The organism is Streptomyces sp. ICC1 (genome assembly GCF_003287935.1).
GTDB classification, from domain to species: Bacteria; Actinomycetota; Actinomycetes; order Streptomycetales; family Streptomycetaceae; genus Streptomyces; species Streptomyces tritrimontium.
Genome location: NZ_CP030287.1, coordinates 3,799,069 through 3,818,490, shown reverse-complemented (window position 1 = coordinate 3,818,490; position 19,422 = coordinate 3,799,069). Strand labels below are relative to the sequence as shown.

General features: G+C 69.8%; 16 protein-coding genes, 1 tRNA gene and 2 pseudogenes. 10 read left to right on the top strand and 9 right to left on the bottom strand.

The features are described 5' to 3' along the window. Position 1: 1 nt before the first annotated feature. Positions 2-4,189, top strand: a complete 4,188-nt coding sequence (locus DRB96_RS18030) for a serine protease (RefSeq protein WP_204357760.1) — start codon at positions 2-4, stop codon at positions 4,187-4,189. A gap of 120 nt (positions 4,190-4,309) precedes the next feature. Continuing rightward, positions 4,310-4,474 (top strand): hypothetical protein, encoded by a 165-nt coding sequence (locus DRB96_RS43025; protein WP_162688888.1) that lies wholly within the window; start codon positions 4,310-4,312, stop codon positions 4,472-4,474. A gap of 246 nt (positions 4,475-4,720) precedes the next feature. Here the strand turns inward: DRB96_RS43025 and DRB96_RS18025 are convergent. Continuing rightward, positions 4,721-4,794: transfer RNA gene (locus DRB96_RS18025), tRNA-Met, on the bottom strand. Between the two features lie 611 nt (positions 4,795-5,405). Here DRB96_RS18025 and DRB96_RS18020 point away from each other — a divergent pair. Next, on the top strand, positions 5,406-5,882 hold the full coding sequence (locus DRB96_RS18020; protein ID WP_112449392.1) for a lamin tail domain-containing protein: 477 nt from the start codon (positions 5,406-5,408) through the stop codon (positions 5,880-5,882). Between the two features lie 378 nt (positions 5,883-6,260). On the opposite strand, the gene DRB96_RS18015 is transcribed toward DRB96_RS18020, so the two are convergent. Together DRB96_RS18015 and DRB96_RS18010 are read right to left on the bottom strand one after the other, a co-directional pair. Continuing rightward, positions 6,261-7,169 carry an aminoglycoside phosphotransferase family protein gene (locus DRB96_RS18015; protein ID WP_112449391.1) on the bottom strand — a complete coding sequence of 303 codons (909 nt, stop codon included), beginning with the start codon at positions 7,167-7,169 and terminating at the stop codon, positions 6,261-6,263. 78 nt (positions 7,170-7,247) lie between these two features. After that, a complete protein-coding gene (locus tag DRB96_RS18010) occupies positions 7,248-7,505 on the bottom strand; it encodes a transposase (protein ID WP_239516548.1) in 258 nt (85 codons plus the stop codon). A 254-nt stretch (positions 7,506-7,759) separates the two neighbouring features. On the opposite strand from DRB96_RS18010, the gene DRB96_RS18005 reads away from it, so the two are divergent. Further along, positions 7,760-7,939 (top strand): hypothetical protein, encoded by a 180-nt coding sequence (locus DRB96_RS18005; RefSeq protein ID WP_162688810.1) that lies wholly within the window; start codon positions 7,760-7,762, stop codon positions 7,937-7,939. A 723-nt stretch (positions 7,940-8,662) separates the two neighbouring features. Beyond that, positions 8,663-9,103, top strand: coding sequence for a hypothetical protein (locus DRB96_RS18000; protein ID WP_204357759.1), 441 nt, complete (start codon positions 8,663-8,665; stop codon positions 9,101-9,103). Between the two features lie 244 nt (positions 9,104-9,347). Here DRB96_RS18000 and DRB96_RS17995 read toward each other — a convergent pair whose 3' ends face one another. Beyond that, positions 9,348-9,740, bottom strand: coding sequence for an ATP-binding protein (locus tag DRB96_RS17995; protein WP_112449389.1), 393 nt, complete (start codon positions 9,738-9,740; stop codon positions 9,348-9,350). A 746-nt stretch (positions 9,741-10,486) separates the two neighbouring features. After that, positions 10,487-10,738: a hypothetical protein gene (locus tag DRB96_RS17990; RefSeq protein WP_112449388.1), complete on the bottom strand. Its 252-nt coding sequence runs from the start codon at positions 10,736-10,738 to the stop codon at positions 10,487-10,489. Between DRB96_RS17990 and DRB96_RS17985 the strand changes: the two genes are divergently transcribed. The 4 genes and pseudogenes from DRB96_RS17985 (at position 10,712) to DRB96_RS17965 (ending at position 16,086) form a co-directional block, all read left to right on the top strand. After that, complete coding sequence (locus tag DRB96_RS17985) at positions 10,712-11,098, top strand: hypothetical protein (protein ID WP_112449387.1); 387 nt, start codon at positions 10,712-10,714, stop codon at positions 11,096-11,098. The two genes, DRB96_RS17990 and DRB96_RS17985, sit on opposite strands and share 27 nt — an antisense overlap. Positions 11,099-11,397: 299 nt before the next feature. Beyond that, positions 11,398-12,915, top strand: a complete 1,518-nt coding sequence (locus tag DRB96_RS17980; RefSeq protein WP_112449386.1) for an APC family permease — start codon at positions 11,398-11,400, stop codon at positions 12,913-12,915. Positions 12,916-12,935: 20 nt separating this feature from the next. Then, positions 12,936-14,576 (top strand): NAD(P)/FAD-dependent oxidoreductase, encoded by a 1,641-nt coding sequence (locus DRB96_RS17975; RefSeq protein ID WP_112449385.1) that lies wholly within the window; start codon positions 12,936-12,938, stop codon positions 14,574-14,576. 625 nt (positions 14,577-15,201) lie between these two features. Continuing rightward, positions 15,202-16,086: pseudogene (locus DRB96_RS17965) on the top strand (IS5 family transposase). Positions 16,087-16,277: 191 nt separating this feature from the next. Here the strand turns inward: DRB96_RS17965 and DRB96_RS17960 are convergent. From DRB96_RS17960 to DRB96_RS17940, 4 genes and pseudogenes are all read right to left on the bottom strand, one after another. Further along, positions 16,278-16,532, bottom strand: coding sequence for a hypothetical protein (locus tag DRB96_RS17960; protein WP_112449383.1), 255 nt, complete (start codon positions 16,530-16,532; stop codon positions 16,278-16,280). A 191-nt stretch (positions 16,533-16,723) separates the two neighbouring features. Next, positions 16,724-17,821, bottom strand: a complete 1,098-nt coding sequence (locus DRB96_RS17955) for a glutamate--cysteine ligase (protein ID WP_112449382.1) — start codon at positions 17,819-17,821, stop codon at positions 16,724-16,726. Between the two features lie 63 nt (positions 17,822-17,884). Continuing rightward, positions 17,885-18,037 (bottom strand): annotated as a pseudogene (locus tag DRB96_RS44680) (iron-containing redox enzyme family protein); the annotation flags it as partial. Positions 18,038-18,727: 690 nt separating this feature from the next. After that, a complete protein-coding gene (locus tag DRB96_RS17940) occupies positions 18,728-18,925 on the bottom strand; it encodes a hypothetical protein (RefSeq protein ID WP_112449380.1) in 198 nt (65 codons plus the stop codon). A 196-nt stretch (positions 18,926-19,121) separates the two neighbouring features. On the opposite strand from DRB96_RS17940, the gene DRB96_RS17935 reads away from it, so the two are divergent. Next, a complete protein-coding gene (locus DRB96_RS17935; RefSeq protein WP_112449379.1) occupies positions 19,122-19,397 on the top strand; it encodes an isoamylase early set domain-containing protein in 276 nt (91 codons plus the stop codon). The last annotated feature ends 25 nt before the right edge of the window (positions 19,398-19,422 follow it).

Here is a 19,422-nt window from a genome sequence, read left to right as displayed (position 1 = left end):
CGTGGTGTCGGACGCGGCGGGGCGCCCCCGGGAGGAGGACCTCACCGGGGCCGCGGTCACGGTGGACCTTCCGCTCGACGAGGGCCGCACCGACGGCGAAGGGCCGTGGCAGTGGCCGGCCGTGGTCGAGAACTGGGTGCCCATCCGCTCGGGCCGGGCGGGTGACATCGCCGTCCTGCGGCTGACCGAGCCGGTCAGCGACGTACGGCTGCTGCCCATGGCCGATCCCGAAAGCGTCCTGGAACACGGGGCGCTCGCGGTGGGGTTCACGGACGGCGAGCCCGGTGAGACCTGGTTCCGGGGCCGGTTCGCCGGAGGCACCAGCGAGGGCTGGCTCCAGCTGTCCCGGGCCGACGGGGTGTCGCCGCACATCAGGCGGGGGTTCAGCGGCAGCCCGGTGTGGGACACGGAGGAAGGCGCCGTGGTCGGCCTCATGGTCGCGGCCCAGCCCGAGCGGGACACCCAGCAGGGCTACGTACTGCGGACCCGGGCCATCCTGCGCGAGATCCCCGAGCTGGCCCGGGTCGTACTGCCGCCCTCACCCTTCCGCGGGCTGAAGCCGTTCCTGGAGACGGACGGCGACGTCTACTTCGGGCGGGACGAGGACGCCGACCACGTGGTCACGGCCCTGAAGGGCGACCGCGGGGTCGTCACCCTGTACGGGCCCTCGGGCTGCGGCAAGTCCTCCCTCGCGCTGGCGGGCGTACTGCCCCGCATGCGCCAGGAGGGGTACGAGGTGCTCACGCTGAACGCCGGCCGGCTCTCGTCCCCCCTCTCCGCCCTCGCCACCGAACTGTCCGCCGCGTCCTCCTCCGGGCATGACCCCGACACGGTGGAGCGCTGGCTCGCGGGCATCGGTCTCGTCGACACCTTCCACCGGGTCCGGAGCCAGGGCGGGGGCCAAGGCGGGGGCCAGGACGGGGGCCAAGGCGGGGACCGGGGCCGGGGCCTGACGGACGGCAAGCTCGTCGTCGTACTCGACCAGGCCGAAGCCCTCCTGGGAGACGACTCCGAAGCCAAGTTGAACGAGTGCGCCGACCTGCTGTTCTCGCGGCGCCCGGCGGGAGACGGGCTCCGTGTCCTGGTGGTGCTGCGCTCCGACTTCATGGACGCCGTGCTGAAGCACCCGCGCCTGGGCCCGGCGCTGCACGACGGCGTGGCGCTGCCGCTCACCCCCATGACCCGGGAGCAGTTGGAGGCGGCGATCACCAAGCCGCTGGAGCGGGTCCCCTCCGTGACCTACGACCCGGGGCTCGACCGGCGGATCCTGGAGGACACGGGGGGCGATCCGGGGATCCTGCCCCTGCTCGGGTTCGTGCTGCAGCAGTTGTGGGAGGGGCAGTCCGGGGGCCGCCTGCTGGCCACGCGGTACGAGGCGATGGGCGGAGTGTCCGGCGCCCTCGAATCCCATTCCGACAAGGCCTGGAAGGCATGCGTCGGAGATCGGGCGGAGGTGGAGCGCGAAGCGCTGGGCCTGCTCACCAGCCTCGTACGGATGCTCCCCGGAGGCACGCTGCCGCTGCGGCGCAGGCTCTCCCGGCAGGAGGCGGGCGAGGAGCGCTGGCGCATCGCACAGGCACTGGCCGATCGCCGCCTCCTCGTCCTGCACGGAGGTCGGGGCGAACCGGAGACCGCCGAACTCGCCCACGAATCGCTGATCGCCACCTGGCCGGTCCTGCGCCGGCAGGTTGCCGAGGACGCCAAGCTCCTCGCCGGCCGGGCGGAGCTGAGCCACGACCGGGACCGCTGGGAAAGGGACGGAAGGCCCGCCGGGCTCCTGCCGGGAGCATTCCAACTGCGCGTCATCAGGACCTGGCTCGGCGACCGCGAAAACGAGCTCGGCGAAGGGGAGAAGGAGTTCCTGGCGCAGGCGCGGCGCCGCAGCGCCCGTCTGCGCCGCCGTGCACGCGCGGGGTGGACCGCTGTCGCCGTGGTGCTGTCGGCGATCGTGGGCCTCGGGACCTTCATCCTCCACCAGCGCGATGTCACCGAGGAACGGGCCGCGGAGGGACGTTCCCGCGCCCTGGCCACCCTCTCGGACGGGATGGCCACCACCGATCAGGGACTCGCCTCGCTCGCGTCCGTGGCCGCCTACGAGGTCTCGCCGACACAGGAGGCCCGCAACGCGATGCTGCGCAGGTACAACGCGGTGCAGGACGTCTCCTGGTCGCTGACCGGAGCCCAGGGTGAGATCGCGGCGACCGCGATGAGCTCCGACGGCGGGGTGACGCTCGTGACGTCGAGCCTGGGGCGCGCGACGCTGTTCGTAAGGACCCCCGACGGACGGACCACGCGCCGCTACCTCAACCTCACGGGCAACGGCCATTCTCCGATGGTCAGCGGGGACGGCCGGAAGATCGCCTACATGCTGGAGCAGACCGGAGCCCCGATCTGGCACGAGGTGGACCCCACGGCGAAGGACGTCCTCGGCCCCGCGCGGCCGCTCCGCGGCGGCGGGTTCGAGCAGGTCAGCGTCGGAGCGCCCACGGGCGACCACAAGGCGGGTTTCTCCCCGAGCGGCCAACAGGTCGTCGTGACGGGGGTCGATCGGCGTCCGAGGGTCGGGGACCTGAGGACAGGACAGCTCCGGCAACTTCCGGAGGGGATGCCCGAGCTGTCGCAAGTGTGGTTCGCCGACGAGGACACGCTCGTCGGCGAGACGACTCAGTTGCTGAAGGACCTCACCCTGAGCACCGTTGCGGTCGACCTGCGTACGGGCAAGACGCGCGAGCTCACCGCACCCGCGCCCTCCCGCCAGGCGGTCGGGGTCTCGGGGAACGGCCAGGTCCTCGCCGTCTGCCGAAACGAAGGCGAAGACACGACGGAGAAGGCCGTCTACCAGATCATCGGCGTCACCGATGGCCGTGAACTGATCCGCTACACGCCCCCGGGCAGCAACGAGAGCTGTCTGGACGTCGCCTTCGACATGGCGGGAGACCGCTTCGCCGTGGGGCGGGGCGGATACTGGGCCACCATCGACACCCGGACGGGAACGGTGGCGAAGCGGTTCGTAGGGCGGACGGAGAGGTCCGCCCCCCATCTGCCCCTCCTGGGTGGTCCCGACGCCCCCGTGGTGGTCACCACGGCCGAGACCGCCGTGACCGGCAGTCTCCTGTGGGAATCGGACGGGGCAACTGTGCTCAGCCCTCCGGAACTCCTGGACCACGGCAAGTCGATGGTGGTCCGCGTGGGCGAGGACGGCGACCGGCTACGGGTCGCGGAGACGGCGGCGGCCGGAAAGACCCTGGCCGAGGTCACCACTGACGCGAAGATCCCGCCGAACGCGAAGCAACCCCTGGCCGCCAACCGCGGCGAAACGCTGGTGGCCGACGTGGCCGACGAGAACCGCATCGTGATCCGGGCCCTCCCGGGCCTGCGCAAGGTGACGGAGTTCAGGACGGCCAAGCCGCCCAAGCCGCCCAAGCCGGGTGCCGACAAGGGCGGGAACCCCGAGCTGGTGGAGTTCCACTTCACCGGCGACAAGGAGGTCATGACGGTGTCGGGGCCCCTCGTCGAACACTGGAACGCCGAGACCGGCGAACGCCTGTCGGCGCCGCTCGACGTACGGGACCTGCGGCGCGAAGCGGCACAGATGCCGGCCTTCACCGTAGGACCGCTCCGGCGGCCGGGGTTCGTACAGGTCCACCTGGTGGGCGAGACGACCTTCCGCACGATCGACCTGCGCACGGGCAAGGAGGACGAGTCGCTGCGGGTTGACCTGGGCCGCCAGGACGTCATCTCCTTCGTGGTGCACCCGGACCAGAAGTTCGCCCTGCTCCTGACCTCCGGCAGCATGGTGGAGATGTGGAGCCTCAAGCACGGACGGCCGACACAGCGGGTGCTGGGCCCGATCGGACCGCTGGTCGCCAACCGATGGACCGCGGGCGCGCTGGAGGGCTCCGGCTCCGGCTTCTACCTGGCCAACGGGAAGTCCGTCCTCTTCCAGCGGGGAGCCGACCCCGTGCGCAACGACTCCTACGACCTCGGCGAGAGGCGGAGCTTCCTCGCGGGGGCCGATCAGGGCAGGTCACTCCTGATGACCTCTCCGGACGGTGGGAGGATGCGGCTCCTGCGCCTCGACCCCGCGCTCTGGAAACGCCACCTGTGCGCCGTCTTCGGACGCGAGCTCGACGCGGACGAACGCGCGGTACTCCCCAAGGGCCTGCCGAAGACGCTCTGCCCCACCTGACCCCCACCTGACCCACACCGAGCGCACGCCTCCACGCCCTGACCTCCGCGGCCGCAGTAACCCACCCGATCGCCGTCACCCTCGACGGCCTGAACCCGGAGCCCTGAACCCGGAGCCCGAGTGCGTGGCCCTCTCACTGCCCTCCCGGATCCGCACAAGCTCCAGCAGGCCGCCCGCGTCCTGCGCAACGAAGCGATCGCCGTCCTCCTCGCCCTCCTGGTCGGTGGAACCCATCCGACCCCGCCCAGCCAGGCCGCGATTCCCTGCGTGGTGATCCACCGGTAGCCGCCATCCGCAGGCCAAAGCCACCCACCGGGCGTGGCGCACCTGCGCCACGGCGTGGACGAACGTGGGGTGATTACTGACAGGTCGGAGCCATCGCCGGAGACGTCACTCTGACCCTGCGGCGGCGTGTTGAGCAGCTGTGCCACCGGCGTCGAGTGCTTCAAGGCAGGGTGCCGCGATGTCCGCCGCGTTCCCGGGTATGGCAGAAGGGCCCGGATCCTTGTGGATCCGGGCCCTTCTGTTCAGTAGCGGGGACAGGATTTGAACCTGCGACCTCTGGATTATGAGCCCAGCGAGCTACCGAACTGCTCCACCCCGCGTCGGTGAAACCCACTCTACGGCACTGCAGGACCGTCCTCCACCGTCTTTGCCCTGCTCAGGGGGCTGGCGATCCGGCGATGGTGACGGGTTGGACGTCCATCGGGCCGGCTTGTGCGGTGAGGATGCATGCGATGGCGCGCATGGTGGCGGGTCCAAGGCGATGGGTTCCTCCCCCGAGCCGGTCCAGATGAGGTTGCCGGTCCGCTCTTCGCTGTTCGGGGCGGAAGTGGTCGTGGGGTACGCCAGTACCCCTTGCCTATAGACGTTCGAAAGAACGGCAGAAGCGGCTGTTACGGGGCATTGAACCCGTACGGCGCAGGGCCGACGGTGGCAGAGAAGCCGGGCGCCGGGGAGCGGGGCGCCGCGGTCCACGAGCCTTCTGGGCATACCTCAGAACTGCTGCGTGTGAGGGTCAATGCGGCCTTGACGCATGCCGTCTACAAGGGAGAGTTGCCAGTATGTCTGGATTACGTAACACGCGCTATTTGCATGGCTTTCGGGCGTGGTGTGGGGTCAGAGTGTGGCTTCTCGGCAGGACGCCGGGAACTGTTCGGAGTCCACCCCGCGCGCATGAAGCCGGGCTGGGCTGTCTGTTGAAGGGGCCTTCTGCATGTCTGCTTCTCTCGCCACCCGCCGTACTCTCGCCGGCCTCCTGGCCGTCGGCGCCCTAGTCGGCGCCGCGGCGGTGCCTGCCGCCGCCGACGACGACCGGCGCGACCGCCGCGGCCCGCACTCCTCCATCGTCATCGGTGACGTCGAGAACGCCGGCCGCGGGCGCGACAACCGCGCCCTGAACAACGAGTGGGTCGAGGTGAAGAACACCGGCCGCCACACCGTGGACCTGCGCGGCTTCACCCTCACCGACAAGCAGGGCAACCGCTACCGCTTCAACGGCTTCCGCTTGGACGGTCGCTCCAGCGTCAAGGTGCACACCGGCCAGGGCCGCGACACCCACCGTGACGTCTACCAGGACCGCCGCCACCAGATCTGGGACGAGCGCGACACCGCCACCCTCCGCGACAACCGCGGCAACGTCATCGACACCGAGTCCTGGGGACGCCGCGGACGCCACCACCACGGCTCCTAGCCCACTCCGGCAGCCACTTCCACAGGGCCTGCGAGCTGCCGCCAACTGAACCGAAGGGCGTGCCACGGCAAACCAGCCGCGGCACGCCACACCCATGTAGCGCCCCCCCACGTGGCCGCGATCCGGCAGCCCCCGGACGAGGAGTGAGCGGGGCCGGGCCGGCTTCCGAACGATCGGCAGCGTTGTGGCTACGAGGGGATGGGGGTGTGGACGGTTTTGCCGAGTTCTCGGCCTGCGGCCCCCTCGGGCCCTGGGTCACGTTCCTCGAACTCGCCTGCTGCCTGATCACCCACCGCCAAACGCTGTTTCGCGCGGCGTGCCGTCCCCCTCCCTGGTCCTGCGCCGTATGCCCGTTCCTCTCGGACCGGGGGAGGCCACTCAACGAGAGGTGGCGTCAATGAGGATTGCCCGAAGTCGTGCTTGGCACTCGGCAACGAACGCGGGGAAGGTGTGCCGGTAGTAGGAGATGCCGCTGACGCCCACTGCGATCGCCCAGGCGCGGGCGCGGGCCCAGGTCACATCGTCCAGGTTCAAGGTGTCCCAGTAGGCCTGTCGTGCTTGTGGTGGGAGGTCCCAGAGTGTGGAGTGCTCGGCGTCGGGAAAGCCGACCGAGAGTCCTCCGAAGTCGATGACTGCGTGGAGTTTGCCTTCGCGGACCAAGAGGTTGGTCGGCTTGAGGTCGCCGTGGAGCCAGACGTGGGGTCCGGAGGGCTCGGGCAGTGCGAGCGCGGCTTGCCACAACTGTTCTAGGGAGTCAACGTCGAGCTCAGAACCCACTGTGGTTCGGCAATCGTTGAGACACCTGGCGATCCACTGGTCGCATGCACCCAGGCTGCCGCCGCGGTACCAGCTGAGGTCATCTGCACGAGTCGCACCCATGAGGTCAACGTCGTGGAGTTCCCTCACGACCGCCGCCAGGTCGGCTCCGAAGGCTGCCCAGTACCGGACGGTGGAAGGGCTGGCCTCGTCACCGTCAATCCAGCGGTAGACCGACCAGACCAGAGGGAAGACGCTGGTGGGCTTCCCGGCGTGGACGGGCTGGGGAATCGGAGATGTGAGTAAGGGCGCCAGACGAGGAAGCCATTCCTGCTCCTTTCGCACGGCCCGTCCCTTGTCGGCGGTTCGTGGGAGTCGCACGAGCAGGTCATCGCCCAGCCGATACATGGTGTTGTCCGTGCCCGCGCCTGCGGTCGACAACGGCAGGTCAGCCCACTCTGGGCGCTGTGCCTTCAGCAGCGACCGGACCAGCGTCTCGTCGACTGGGATCTCATCCCCGTGAAGCGTCACGTCGGCAGTCTCACCGCAAGAGGGAGCGGGAAGCCAGTGACTTTCTGAGGCTCTGGCACAGATCGCCGTCTCGGAGCGCTACTGAAGCAGGATCATCTTGCGGAGTGGTTCGAATCCGGCTCGCCCGTAGAGCTGCCTTTTGATCTTCTTGATGCGGTTCACGGCTCCCTCGATGCTGCCGGAGCTCCAGTGCAGGGTGATCCCCGCCGCCACGGCGGTGAGGTCCCGGAGCAGGTGGAGTGCGAAGCCGGTGAGGCCGTGTAGCCGGCTGGCGTCGACTGCGTCGATCCAGGCCGGGAGCCTGCACCCAGACGGTCGGTGAGTATCTCGGCGCACCGCGGCGGGCACCCTCGGCGTAGGCGCCCGCCCGGTCCCGGCAGATGAACTCCACGCCAGCCGCTACAGCTGTCCCCCGCTCGGCCGCACGCTCCGGCGGCTCGAAGGACCCGTGACGGGGGAAGTCGGCGGCCGGGCTGCTGCCTGGTCGTGGGACGGCGGCCTCTGATGAGAATGCTGACGCCGGGGCCGGCCGGGGCTGGGGGCTGGGGGCGGGAGGTCTTGTTGAAACGGTGGGTTGAATGGTGCCGTTCTTGCCGGCAGCCTCATACGCCACCAGCTCAGCCTCCACCCCGGCCGACCGGGCCTGGGAGATCGACCACCAGCAGCCCGGCGACTGTGCCAACGGGCACCTGATGCCCCTGACCGGAACAGCGCCGGTCCCGGAGGATCTGCCCAACGCCCCGCGCGTCCTGCGCCTCTTCGGATCCTGAGCCTGCCGCCGGCCGGGTGGGAAGGGTACGGGTGGTGACGGGTGAGTCACGGCTCGCTACGGCATCGTGTGGGGGGTCGTTGGTGGGGCATGGACCAGAAAAACGTTCCCGCGCAGCGCGGTGCCACAGGCCCGCGGGCAGGCGGCGGGCGGGTTTTGGATTCGCCGATCTACGACGCCGTCAAGTGGCAGGCTGCGCGAGGGCCGGGAGGTTCCCGGCGGACAGGAGTCTGCGCCACGAGAAGGGCACTGGTTGGCAGGTGTAGGTCTCTTCCACCGCGGCTGACCGGACCCATGCTCATCCGGCGACGGTCCGCGGCCGGGACGCACGGCTCGCAGGGACAGGGGCTTTGTCCTCACTCGGCTGGCTGGCAGGGTTCATCGCAGGCGCCGGATCAGTCACCTTCGGCGATGGAGGAACACTCGGCCGGCATAGCGGATCGGGACTGCCAGGAACGAGTGAAAGCGGATGTCTTCCTCCGGATCGGCGTACGCGCGGCCGGCGGGGTCGCATCCACGTGCACCAGTACCTGCGCTTCGTCGTTGCTGGGGATGCTCCAAGTCCAGGGCCCGAGAGGAATAGGCCAGAGGTGCGGTGGGCCGCCGGGTAGGCCAGGCCGGGATCGCGTAGCCCCTCCGTCTTCGGGTAGACGCAGTCTGGATCGGCGGGCTTCCGCCGGCCGACGCTCATTCGCACGCGGCAGTGCGGAGCAGGGAGTGCTCCATGATCCTCATCCTCGGCCTCATCCTTCTGATCGCAGCGCTGATCTTCGCCGTGGCCGGGGTCATGGCGAACCTCGGTAGTGCCCACGAGCTCACCAACGACTTCTCGGTCTTCGGCTACCACGTCACCAGCTCGACCGGCGCCCTGTTCCTCTACGGAATCGCCGTCGGCGCCGCTGCCGTCCTGGGCCTGGCCCTCGTCCTGGCGGCCGCCCGCAGGGCCTCCCGCCGCAACCGCCTCGCTCGCCACGATGCTTCCCTCACCTCGAAGCGGGAGAGCGCGGTCGTGGACCGCGAACGCGAGAACCTCATCGAGCAGCGCGACGCCGCCCGCGCGCAAAACGCCCAAGCACTCGGCGACGACCATCCCACCACCACGGCCGCCCCGGCCACGGGTCACCGGCGCGCCAAATGGCTCGGCGGGCACAGCGATCCCCGCTAGTGCTGTGGCCGGGAAGGTTTGCCGGGTCGCGGTGTCCGGTGCGGTGCTTCTCCCCCAGCTACCGCTGGGAGGGGCCCCCGGGCGGAGGGCCACGCCTCGTACTGGACGTACCGGTGTGGTCCGACAACGCGGCGAGGTGCCGTGCCGGGCGCCGCGACCCGGTGGACCTTTCCGGCCACAGCACTAGCAACCGGAGCACCCTGCCGTTCGCGAGACGTGACTCTTCGAGCGCTGGCTGCGCGGGTTAGCGGGGGAGGAGGGCGCGTACGGTCTTGCCGCCTTCGGCCCTGGGTGTGATGACGGTGGCGAGGGCGAGGTCGTTAACCATGTGCCAGCCGAATCCACCGGTCCCGTCCCTCAGGTCGGGGACACGCATGCGCGGCGGTTCGGCGCTGGGATCGTCGACGGCGACCTCGATGCTGCCGGGGTGGGCGGTCAGACGCAGGGTGTAGGTGCCGCCGCCGTGACGCAGGGCGTTGTTCATCAGCTCGGAGACGACCAGGACCACGCTGTCGGCGCACTCCGGAGCGATGGCCGGGTGCCAGAGGGCCTCCAGAAACGCCCGCGCGGTCTGGCGTGCTCCAGCGACGGCGTTCAGGGAGCGGAGGGCTGTGCGGTCGGGGCTCATCGTGGTCATCGCGCGCTCCGGGTCCGTCGTTGGTGTCGGGCCTGGCCTGCCCGGGCGTTGTGCCCGCGCCAGCAGCTGTCGAACCTAACGACACCCGATTACCTCGGTGACGGGCATCTGAAAATCTATGTTGGTCGGAGTAGACATTGGGCTGCGACGTGGTTATGGTTTCTCTCGTAACCCAGACAGACCGCAGGGCCTGGCAGAGACGAACTGCCCGGGCAGCAGTACACGCAGTACCCGTAGTTGCAGTGCGCAGGACGGTGTGGTTGTGGAGTGTCGGAGCCAGGGTGGTTGCAGGATGGCGACGGGACTGGCGACCGGACCGGGTGGCCCGCAGTGATCAAGGGTCGCCGAGAGCAGTACCGCGGTTAACGCAGGTGGCAGTACCCGCAAGTGCAGTACGCAGTACAGGTAATACCCAGCAGTGAAGTCAGTAAGAGCGATACCTCGGTGAAGGCGTCGGCTGCGGGCGCGCGCACCGGGAGGTTCGGCAGTGGGGTTCTAAGCCAGAGCAGGTGCAGGACGGGCAACGGGGCTGGCTGCCGAAGCAATATCAGCAGTACTCGAAGTAGAGCGGTACCAGCAGTACTCAGTCCCCCGCAGGTAGGTAGTTGATCACCGAGGGATGAACGGAGGAGCGAAGCGCCATCAGGATCGCCCGGGCCGGCAGGTTGAAGCCCGGGTACCGCAGGACATCGTTTGCGAGGTGGTCTCCGGTCAAGCAACCGCGGTCCCCGCGCCTCGGGCAGCAGTCAGGCCAGGCACGCGGAAACAGTAGGCCGGCGCAGTTCCAGGGCCGGCAGATGGTGTAGCAGTTCCTTCGGGGCCCTGGTGCCATAGGCACCAGGGCCCCTCCGCGTTCCAGAAAGAGGGCCTTCTGCGGTCTCGGCGTCCGCGTCGGCGTAGGTGGGGTCTTCTCGGTAGCGGGCCGCGCTGGTGGCGTTCTGGGCGAGGAGGAAGCCGAGGATGACCAGGCTTTGGGCGTCGGCGGCGAAGGCGATCATCTGGCGGTCCCAGAGGGAACGGTCGAGCTGGGAGAACCCGGACTCGGTGTCTTCGCGGCCGCCGTAGAGGTGTTGGTCGGTGGCGGTGTTGCCGGGGATCTGGCGGAGGTGTTCGGCGCGGTGGAAGCCGGTTTCGGTGTCGCTCTGTCCGTCGTCGCGTTCGCCGGGGGTGTTGGTGATGGAGACGGGTTCGCGGTGCTCGTGGGCGCCGCGGGGGCGTGGGACGGCGATCAGGTGGCACCAGCGGTGGGTGTTCGGGCTGCAGCGGCGCTGGAGTTTGAGGATGGGCAGGGGCAGGGGCAGGAGCGTGGTGGTGCCGGTGTCGAGGAAGACGCGTTCGTGGGCACGGCCTTGCTGTGACCACGGCTCGTGGCGGCGCAGGTCGTAGTCGAGGGTCCTCAGGTAGCGGGGTCGGGCGGCCTGTGCATCGGGGAATGGGCGGAGTCGGTGGGGGGCGCGCCGACGCAGTCCTAACTCCTTCCCGGTTCCGTGAACATCACCGGGCGGTTACGCCTTCGGTTCTCCGGCCTGGCGGGCCGACAACTCGTCGTCCGTACACGCTGATTGGGGGCCTCTATGTCGATTGTGGCGTGGGTCACGTAGGGCGAGAGTGGCGGCCTTCCCGTCGGCTACCTGCCGCCAGCGTTGAGAGGACGTCCATGTCCCACAGTTCCAGCGGTGAAGTCAACCGGCTCAAGGCCAACTCGGTCGGCTTGGTCGGGGTGGTGTTCATGGCGGTCGCCACGGCCGCGCCCATCACGGCGATGACCGGCAACCTGCCGATCGCCGTCGGTTTCGGCAACGGTATCGGGGCCCCGGCCGGCTACCTCTTCGCCACCGTCGTCCTGACCGTCTTCGCCGTCGGCTACGTCGCCATGGCCAAGCGGATCACCGCAGCCGGTGCCTTCTACGGATACATCTCACACGGCCTGGGCCGGATCGCGGGGATGGCCTCCGGGATGCTCGCCGTCCTCGCCTACATCGTCTTCGAGGCGTCGATCGTCGGCGTCTTCTCGTACTTCGCCAAGACGACCGTGCACGACCAACTCGGCGTCGACCTTCCCTGGATCCTGTACGCGGCCGTCATGTTGGGCGTCACCGCGGGCTTGGCACACTTCGACATCAACCTCACCGCCAAGGCGCTCGGCGTGATGCTGGTCGGGGAGATAGCCGTCCTGTTCGCCGTCGCGATCGCGGTGCTGTTCGCGGGTGGGGGCCCGGACGGCATTCCGCTGGAACCGGTCAACCCGAAGAACGCCTTCACCGGCGCCTCCGCAGGCCTCGGTCTCTTCTTCGCCTTCTGGTCCTGGGTCGGCTTCGAATCGACCGCCATGTACGGCGAGGAATCCCGTGACCCCAAGCGGGTCATCCCGAAGGCCACCCTGATCTCGGTCGTCGGCGTCGGCCTCTTCTACATCTTCGTCTCCTGGATGACCATCGCCGGCAACGGCCTGACCAAGTCCGTCGAGCTGTCCGCCTCCGCCAACCCCCTGGACCTCTTCTTCGCCCCCACGCAGCAGTTCATCGGCTCCTGGGCCGTCGACTCCTTCCAGTGGCTCCTGCTGACCGGCTCCTTCGCCTGCGGCATGGCCTTCCACCAGTGCGCCGCCCGCTACCTCTACGCGATCGGCCGCGAAGGCTTCCTCCACCCCGCGCTCGGACGCACTCACCCCCGCCACGGATCGCCCCACGTCGCCTCCCTCGTGCAGAGCGCCATCGCGATCGCCCTCGTCGCCGCGTTCTGGCTCACCGGTCAGGACCCCTACATCCACCTCTACACCCTGCTCGCGATCCTCGGCACGATGGCGATCCTCATCGTCCAGACCCTCTGCTCCTTCGCCGTGATCGGCTACTTCCGCAAGAACCACCCCGAGGACCGGCACTGGTTCAAGACGTTCACCGCTCCCCTGCTCGGCGGGATCGCGATGAGCGCCGTCGTCGTCCTGCTGGTCGTCAACATGAAGACCGCGGCCGGACTCGCCGCCGACTCCCTCGTTTTCACCCTCATCCCCTGGATCGTCGCCGCCGTCTTCCTCGGCGGCCTGGCGCTCGGCCTCTACCTCAAGTTCAAAGCTCCCGAGCGCTACGAGGTGATCGGCCGGATCGTCCTGGAAGACGCCACCGAACGCACCGACCCCAGCACCGACACCTCTTCCCCCGCCGCCGCGAACGTCTGACACCCGAGGAGCCACCCGCCATGGCCCGAACCTCCGTCATGCACGCCCTGAGGCAACTCGCCGCCGAGCACGCCGTCGCCCGCAGGCTGTCCCTGCCCGCCGCGGACGTACGGGGCCTGAGCCGCCGCGCCCTGTTGGAGCGTGCCACCGCCCTCGGCCTCGGCACCGCCCTGGCGGGCGCCGCCGCCGGGCCCGCATGGGCTGAGACCGCACCCGCGCCGGACGGCAAGAAGCCGCCTACAGGCAACCCCCGTGTCGCCATCGTCGGCGCGGGCATCGCCGGTCTGACCGCGGCCCTCACCCTCAAGGACGCGGGAATCGCCTGCACCGTCTACGAGGCCAACCCCGCCCGGGTCGGCGGCCGCATGTGGACCCAGCGCGACCACTGGGCCTACGGCCAGAGCTCCGAGATCGGCGGCGAGCTGATCGACACCAGCCACAAGAAGATCCTCGAACTGTGCCGCCGCTTCAACTTGCCCACCGAGGACTTCCTCGGCGGTGGACCCAACGGAGCGGAGGAAGTCCTCTGGTTCGACGGCGCCTACTACCCCCGCGCCCAGGCCGACGAAGACTTCAAGGCCGTCTACCAAGCCCTGCGCCGAGACCTCCAGGACGCCGGCGAGGTCACCTGGAACACCACCACCCCCACCGGCACCGCCCTGGACAACATGTCCATCCACCAGTGGATCGAGACCCGGGTCCCCGGCGGCCACACCTCGCGCCTGGGCCAGTTCATCGACGTCGCCTACAACGTCGAATACGGCGCCGACACCGTCGACCAGTCCGCCCTCGCCCTGGTCCTCCTCATGGGCTACCAGCCCAACCCCGGCCACTTCAACGTCTGGGGCCTGTCCAACGAGCGTTACCACATCACCGGCGGCAACGACCAACTCCCCAACGCCATCGCACAGACCCTGCCCGCCGGAACCCTGCTGATGGGACGCGAACTCACCGCTGTCCGAGCCAACGCCGACGGGACGCAGACCCTCACCTTCAATGAGTCCGGCACCACCCGCACCGTCACCGCAGACCACACCATCCTGTGCCTGCCCCTGCCCGTACTCCAGCGCATCGACCTCACCGCCGCCGGATTCGACCCCCTCATGAAGAACCTCCTGCGCGACGCCCGCATGGGCTACTGCACCAAACTCAACATGCAGTTCACCAGCCGACCCTGGCGCGGCACCGGACCTTGGCCCGGCGTCTCCGCAGGCGACTGGTTCACCGACTCAGACGTCCAGCAGACCTGGGACACCACCAAGGTCCAGCCCGGAAACGGCGGCATCCTGCTCCAGTACGCAGGCGGCACCCTGGCCAGGGCGCTCACCCCCGCGACCCCCTTCGCCACCGAGACCGACCCCTACGTACGCGCCCTCGCCAACCGGATGCTCACCGGCATCGACGCATTCTTCCCCGGCACCAAGAACGCGTGGAACGGACGCGCACAGATATCGGCCTGGCACCGCAACCCGTACGCCCTCGGCGCCTACTCGTACTGGCCGACCGGATACCTCCACCGCTACGCCCGATACGAGGGCACAGCCCAGGGCAACGTCCACATCGGCGGCGAGCACTGCAGCTACGACTTCCAGGGCTTCATGGAAGGAGGCGCCACCGAAGGCGAGCGCGCGGCCCGCGAGGTCATCACCGCCCTGACCTAGACCGCGCGGCGCGAAGCCCTCGACCATCCGCCGGGGACCTCCCGAGCCCAGCACGGATGCCCAGGCCCGGCGATGAGGCCGGCCCGGGCACCAACCTTGCCGCAGTCGATCTGTGCCTTGGGCCTGGCAGGCGGTGTTGGCTGGGGTGAGGGCCTTGGCTCAGGAGTCGTTGCCCTGGCTTTGGATGGAGATGCGAAGCCCCGGTGGGTAGCCGGGGCTGTCCGCGTCGGAGAGGTTCTGCCAAGCACAGCCCGGCTCGCCCCAACCGCGAACGTCTGGCCGTCGACCAGCGCCGCGCTGAACGACTCCGTGCGGTTCGGGTTCAGACTCTCGATGTCGTTGCACGGCCCGGCCCCACCGGTCGTCCGTGGCCCCGGTAGCTCCGGGCCCGCGGCGCCTGTGGCCCCTGTGGCTCCGGTCGTATCCGTAGAGCCCGTGGCTCCCCTGGTACCTTCATCGGCCGCCGCCACGAGCCCATTGTCGAAGGCGTGATCCTTGTGCCCTCCTGAATTGGGGATTCCGTGACGTCGGCAGCGGCCGCCCATCGAGACGGCCCTAGGCAGTGTCTGATGGCTCTTGCCCGGGGTGGTGGATCTGTTGCCGTTCCGGGCATGGGTCGGTCATGGTGCGTCGGCATGAACTGACGAATGCTCAGTGGGAACACATAGTTCCGTTGCTGCCATCGGAGCGTTGTCAACGGTGTGCTCTACCGGACGCGGACCGGGATTCCCTGGCGTGACCTGCCCGAACGCTACGGATCCTGGCAGACCGTCTACGAGCGCCACCGCCGCTGGTCGGCGGACGGTACTTGGTCGAAGATCCTGCGAGCGCTGCAGGCCGGTGCCGATGCCACCGCCCGGGACGCGGACGGTTCCTGGGCGGTCAACGTCGACTCCACGACCTGCCGGGCCCGCCAGCACGCGGCCGGAGCTCGGCATGCACCCCCGGCCGACCACCCCGAAAAGGGGGCGGCACGCGTGTGGACACGGAGGGCGGCGAGGCCCTGGGACGCTCCCGGGGCGTGCTGACCAGCAAGGTCCATCTCCTGGCGGACGACCGCTGCCGCCCGCTGGTCTGGCTGACCTCGCCCGGCCAGCGCGGGGACAGTCCGATGTTCATCCCGCTCATGCAGGCCCTGAACGTGGCCCGCACTGGGCCCGGGCGCCCGCGGACCCGGCCCGACCGGGCTCGCGGCGACAAGGCGTACTCCAGCCGCGCCAACCGCGCCTACCTGCGCAAACGCGGGATCGAAGCAACGATCGCGCAGCCGGACGACCAGCGCGCGAAGCGCCGCAGGCGCGGCCGGGCCGGCGACCGCCCGGCGGCCTTGGACCGCAGGTAGTACCGCCGGCGCAACACCGTCGAACGCTGCATCGGGAAACTGAAACAGCACCGGGCCGTCGCGACTCGCTACGACAAACGCGACTACATCTTCAACGGCACCCTGGCCACAGCAGCCATCGTCATCTGGCTCCGCGACCTCATCAAAGAGCCACCAAACACCGCCTAGTGCTGTGACCGGAAAGGTTCACCGGGTCGCGGCGCCCGGCACGGCACCTCGCCGCGTTGTCGGACCACACCGGTACGTCCAGTACGAGGCGTGGTCCTCCGCCCGGGGGCCCCTCCCAGCGGTAGCTGGGGGAGAGGCAGTGCACCGGACACCGCGACCCGGCAAACCTTCCCGGCCACAGCACTAGCTCTTCAGTCGGTCGGCTCCTGGGGCTTGGCGTTGCCAGGGCCGGCGGCCGGTCGCTCGCCAGCCTCCGGGCCGTTGTTCCCCGACCCGCCGTTCTCCTCGCTGCCGGTCCTCTCAGGGCCGTCGCGCCGGGCCCGTCCGCGCTCGGCGTCCGGGAGGTCGGGGGCTCCCGGCCCGAAGGGCGGCAGGTCAGGGGTGACGGCGTCACGTTTCTCCGGCACACGGTCCGGAAGCTCGGGCTGCGACGGGGGCTTTTGCATATCAGCTCTCCTTGCGATCGGGGACGGTGGCACGACAGGGGAGGACAAAAGAGCGTCGCCGGTGTCCTTCTTGCGCCTGCCCCGACCGCGGCTCCGCACTCGCGCGGAAGGAGGACAACGTGGTGCGCGGCCCGGGGGAGCCCTGGTCGAGTTCGGCCGTCACGCTGGTGACAGCACGGCGGCCCCGGCGGTCAGCCGGACGGTACGGTGCCGGTGATCAGTCCAGTCAGCGCCGGCAACCCGCCGTCGGCCACGGCTCGGCGCTGGCGGTCCGCGGGCGTGCCTTCTCGCAGCAGCCGGTGTGACAGGGCGCTCACCTCCCGGAGATCACCGGCGTCTTCCAGTGCGGGCGTGATGTGACGCATGAGGGTGCACAGGACGTCGCCGCTGCTGCGCGGTCGGCCGTCCGGCGCCACGAGGGTGCCGTTAAGGCCGTACCGGGCTGCGTGCCAAGTCGCGGCCTGGAGGACCTCGGGATCACTCGCAGGGGCGGGCGGTATGCCCGCCTTTTCCTCGGCGATCGCCGTGGTGACCAGCGCCCTGACGATGCCGGCGAGCATCACGGCCTCGTCGGGCCGCAGCTGTACGTCCGGGCAGCGCACCTCGACGGTCGGGTAGCGGCCGGACAGTCTCGCCTGCCAGTAGACCTGTCCCCGGTCGGCGATCACCCCGCAGCCCAACAGTGCCTCCAGACGGCGTTCGTAGTCGGCGAGCCCCTCGAAGTACGGCGGCGGACCGCTGACGGGCCAGCGGCTGAAAACGATGGTGCGCCAGCTGGCGTACCCGGTGTCCCGCCCGTCCCACAGGGGCGAGTTCGCCGACATGGCCAAGAGCGTCGGCAGCCAGACCCGGATCCGGTTCAGCACGGCGACACCCGTTTCCGCGTCGGGGATGGCCACATGGACGTGCATTCCGCAGATCAGCTGCTCGTCCACCAGCTGACGCGCGGCGCCCTCGATCCTCAGGTACCTCGCCGACCGGGTGACGGGTACGGGCAGGGCGCCGCGCACCGGCGCCGCACCGGTCGCCGCGATCCGGCAGCCATTGGCCTCCGCCGCCGAGGCCAGCGCATGGCGAAGCCGGAGCAGGTGGCCCCCGATTTCCTCGAGCTTCGAGCAGACAGGCGTGGCTACCTCGATCTGTGCCTGGAGCAGCTCGTCCTGGACCTCTCCCTGTTCCGTGAGGGCTCCCAGACCAGCCGTGCGGCGCACTTCCTCCACCAGCGGAGTCGGCACGGCTGTGGCCGGGTCCACCAGCAGATACTCCTCTTCGACTCCCACGGTGATCACCCCATGCGGCTACCCGCCCACTCCATGATCACGCCTCTTCGGACGGCCCCGGGCCCCGTCCCGTCAGGGGGCAGGGGCTGTGCGCAGGGCGCTGTGCCCTTGCTGCCAGGCCGTGCGGATGTGGGTCGCGAGGCGATCCTCCAGGAGGCCGGTCGCCGCGCAGCCGAAGGCGATGCCCTCCTCCAGGGCCGGTTCGTCGGCGAGGAGACCCCCGATGCCTCCAATTTTGGGCGGGAGAGCATCGCGAAGCCTGCATGCCCCTGTACATCCGTTTGTTGGCTGCGTAGGTCACCGAGGGCCCTGGTCCACCTTTAGCGAAGGCTCACGGAAAGTGATGCCTGTGCGGTGTGGTGGTATGGCCGGACTCTGCGTCGCCGGCCGGTGAGTCCGGCTGCCAGTCGGCGGGCTGGCAGTTCGCTTATCGCGCCCGGTCCACGCCGAGGTCGGCCAGCGCGGCGAGCTGCGCTGGCTCGAGCCAGTCGAGGCGTTGTATCTGGTTGACGATCCAGATCCCGGTCCGGTGTTCCACGCCGTCTGGTAGGAGGACGTGGACGGGCGGGAGCCGGTCGGGCGGCTGAGTTCGGGCGGGCCCGGTCATGGTCGGGTGCGGACGGTCCGGCGGAGCTCGGCGGCGCCGGACCGTCAGCGCGCGGGGGAGGCCCAGTAGGGGTTGGTGGCCAGGTGCAGGTCCAGCAGGCCGGAGTCGACCTCGGCACGTTTCTGCCGCCGATGGGCCGCATGACCGCCGGAGTCCACCGGGCCGTCGTGCCCCGGAGCCAGCCCCGGTGTCCCCGGCCGGTGGACGGCGGTGCTCGGGGAAGGCCCGGTGCCCGGGCCGGCGCGTGACAGAGCCCGACCGTCTGATGGTGGGCCCGGCCGGGCTCTGCGTGTGTGGGGTGGGGCTGCTCAGGCGTCGTCCTCGCGGGGGCGGCGCTCGTCGCGGAGCAGGTCTTCCTCGCGGCGGCGTTCGGCCTCTTCGGGGTCCTTGCCGCGGGAGGGCGGGGCGGTCTCGGGGTGGACCGGGTCCTGGCCGGGGCGCCGCATGCGCTCCTGCTCTTCGCGGCCCTTGCCCGGCTCCTGGCGCTTGTCCTTCATGCCGCCCATGACGGTGACTCCTTGATGCGTGGGGTGGGGGTTCCTCCCGTCCCACGCTGACACAGAGTGTCACAAAGCGCACTATTTCGATTACCGTGAGTGGGCGGTGGTCTGTGGCCGGGCGTGGATGCGTCGAAATGCGGGGCGGGGTCACAGTGCCGAGGATGGGCGCGATCCCACCCGCCACCGTCAGGAGCCGATTCCCATGCTGGAGCGCACACTGCGCAAGGACCGCACCGAGGTCACCTTCATCCTTCCCGCCGACACCCCGCCCGGTCCGGTCAGCGTGGTCGGCGACTTCAACGACTGGCAGCCCGGCGTCCACACCCTGCGCCCGCGCAAGGACGGCAAGCGGGCCGTCACGGTCGAGCTGCCGGCGATGAACACGCACTCCTTCCGGTACCTGGCCGCCGGTGACTACTGGTTCAACGACGAGGGCGCCGGAGACCACGACGGCCCCAACAGCCGCCTGCACACCTGACCGGCCCAACCTGCGTGACACGGGA

Bases quoted from the DNA above. Each gene is read 5' to 3' on its own strand.
- DRB96_RS18020 (WP_112449392.1), top strand. From the start codon at position 5,406: ATGTCTGCTTCTCTCGCCACCCGCCGTACTCTCGCCGGCCTCCTGGCC.
- DRB96_RS18000 (WP_204357759.1), top strand. From the start codon at position 8,663: ATGATCCTCATCCTCGGCCTCATCCTTCTGATCGCAGCGCTGATCTTC.
- DRB96_RS17995 (WP_112449389.1), bottom strand. From the start codon at position 9,740: ATGACCACGATGAGCCCCGACCGCACAGCCCTCCGCTCCCTGAACGCC.
- DRB96_RS17990 (WP_112449388.1), bottom strand. From the start codon at position 10,738: ATGATCGCCTTCGCCGCCGACGCCCAAAGCCTGGTCATCCTCGGCTTC.
- DRB96_RS17980 (WP_112449386.1), top strand. From the start codon at position 11,398: ATGTCCCACAGTTCCAGCGGTGAAGTCAACCGGCTCAAGGCCAACTCG.
- DRB96_RS17975 (WP_112449385.1), top strand. From the start codon at position 12,936: ATGGCCCGAACCTCCGTCATGCACGCCCTGAGGCAACTCGCCGCCGAG.
- DRB96_RS17960 (WP_112449383.1), bottom strand. From the start codon at position 16,532: ATGCAAAAGCCCCCGTCGCAGCCCGAGCTTCCGGACCGTGTGCCGGAG.
- DRB96_RS17940 (WP_112449380.1), bottom strand. From the start codon at position 18,925: ATGGGCGGCATGAAGGACAAGCGCCAGGAGCCGGGCAAGGGCCGCGAA.
- DRB96_RS17935 (WP_112449379.1), top strand. From the start codon at position 19,122: ATGCTGGAGCGCACACTGCGCAAGGACCGCACCGAGGTCACCTTCATC.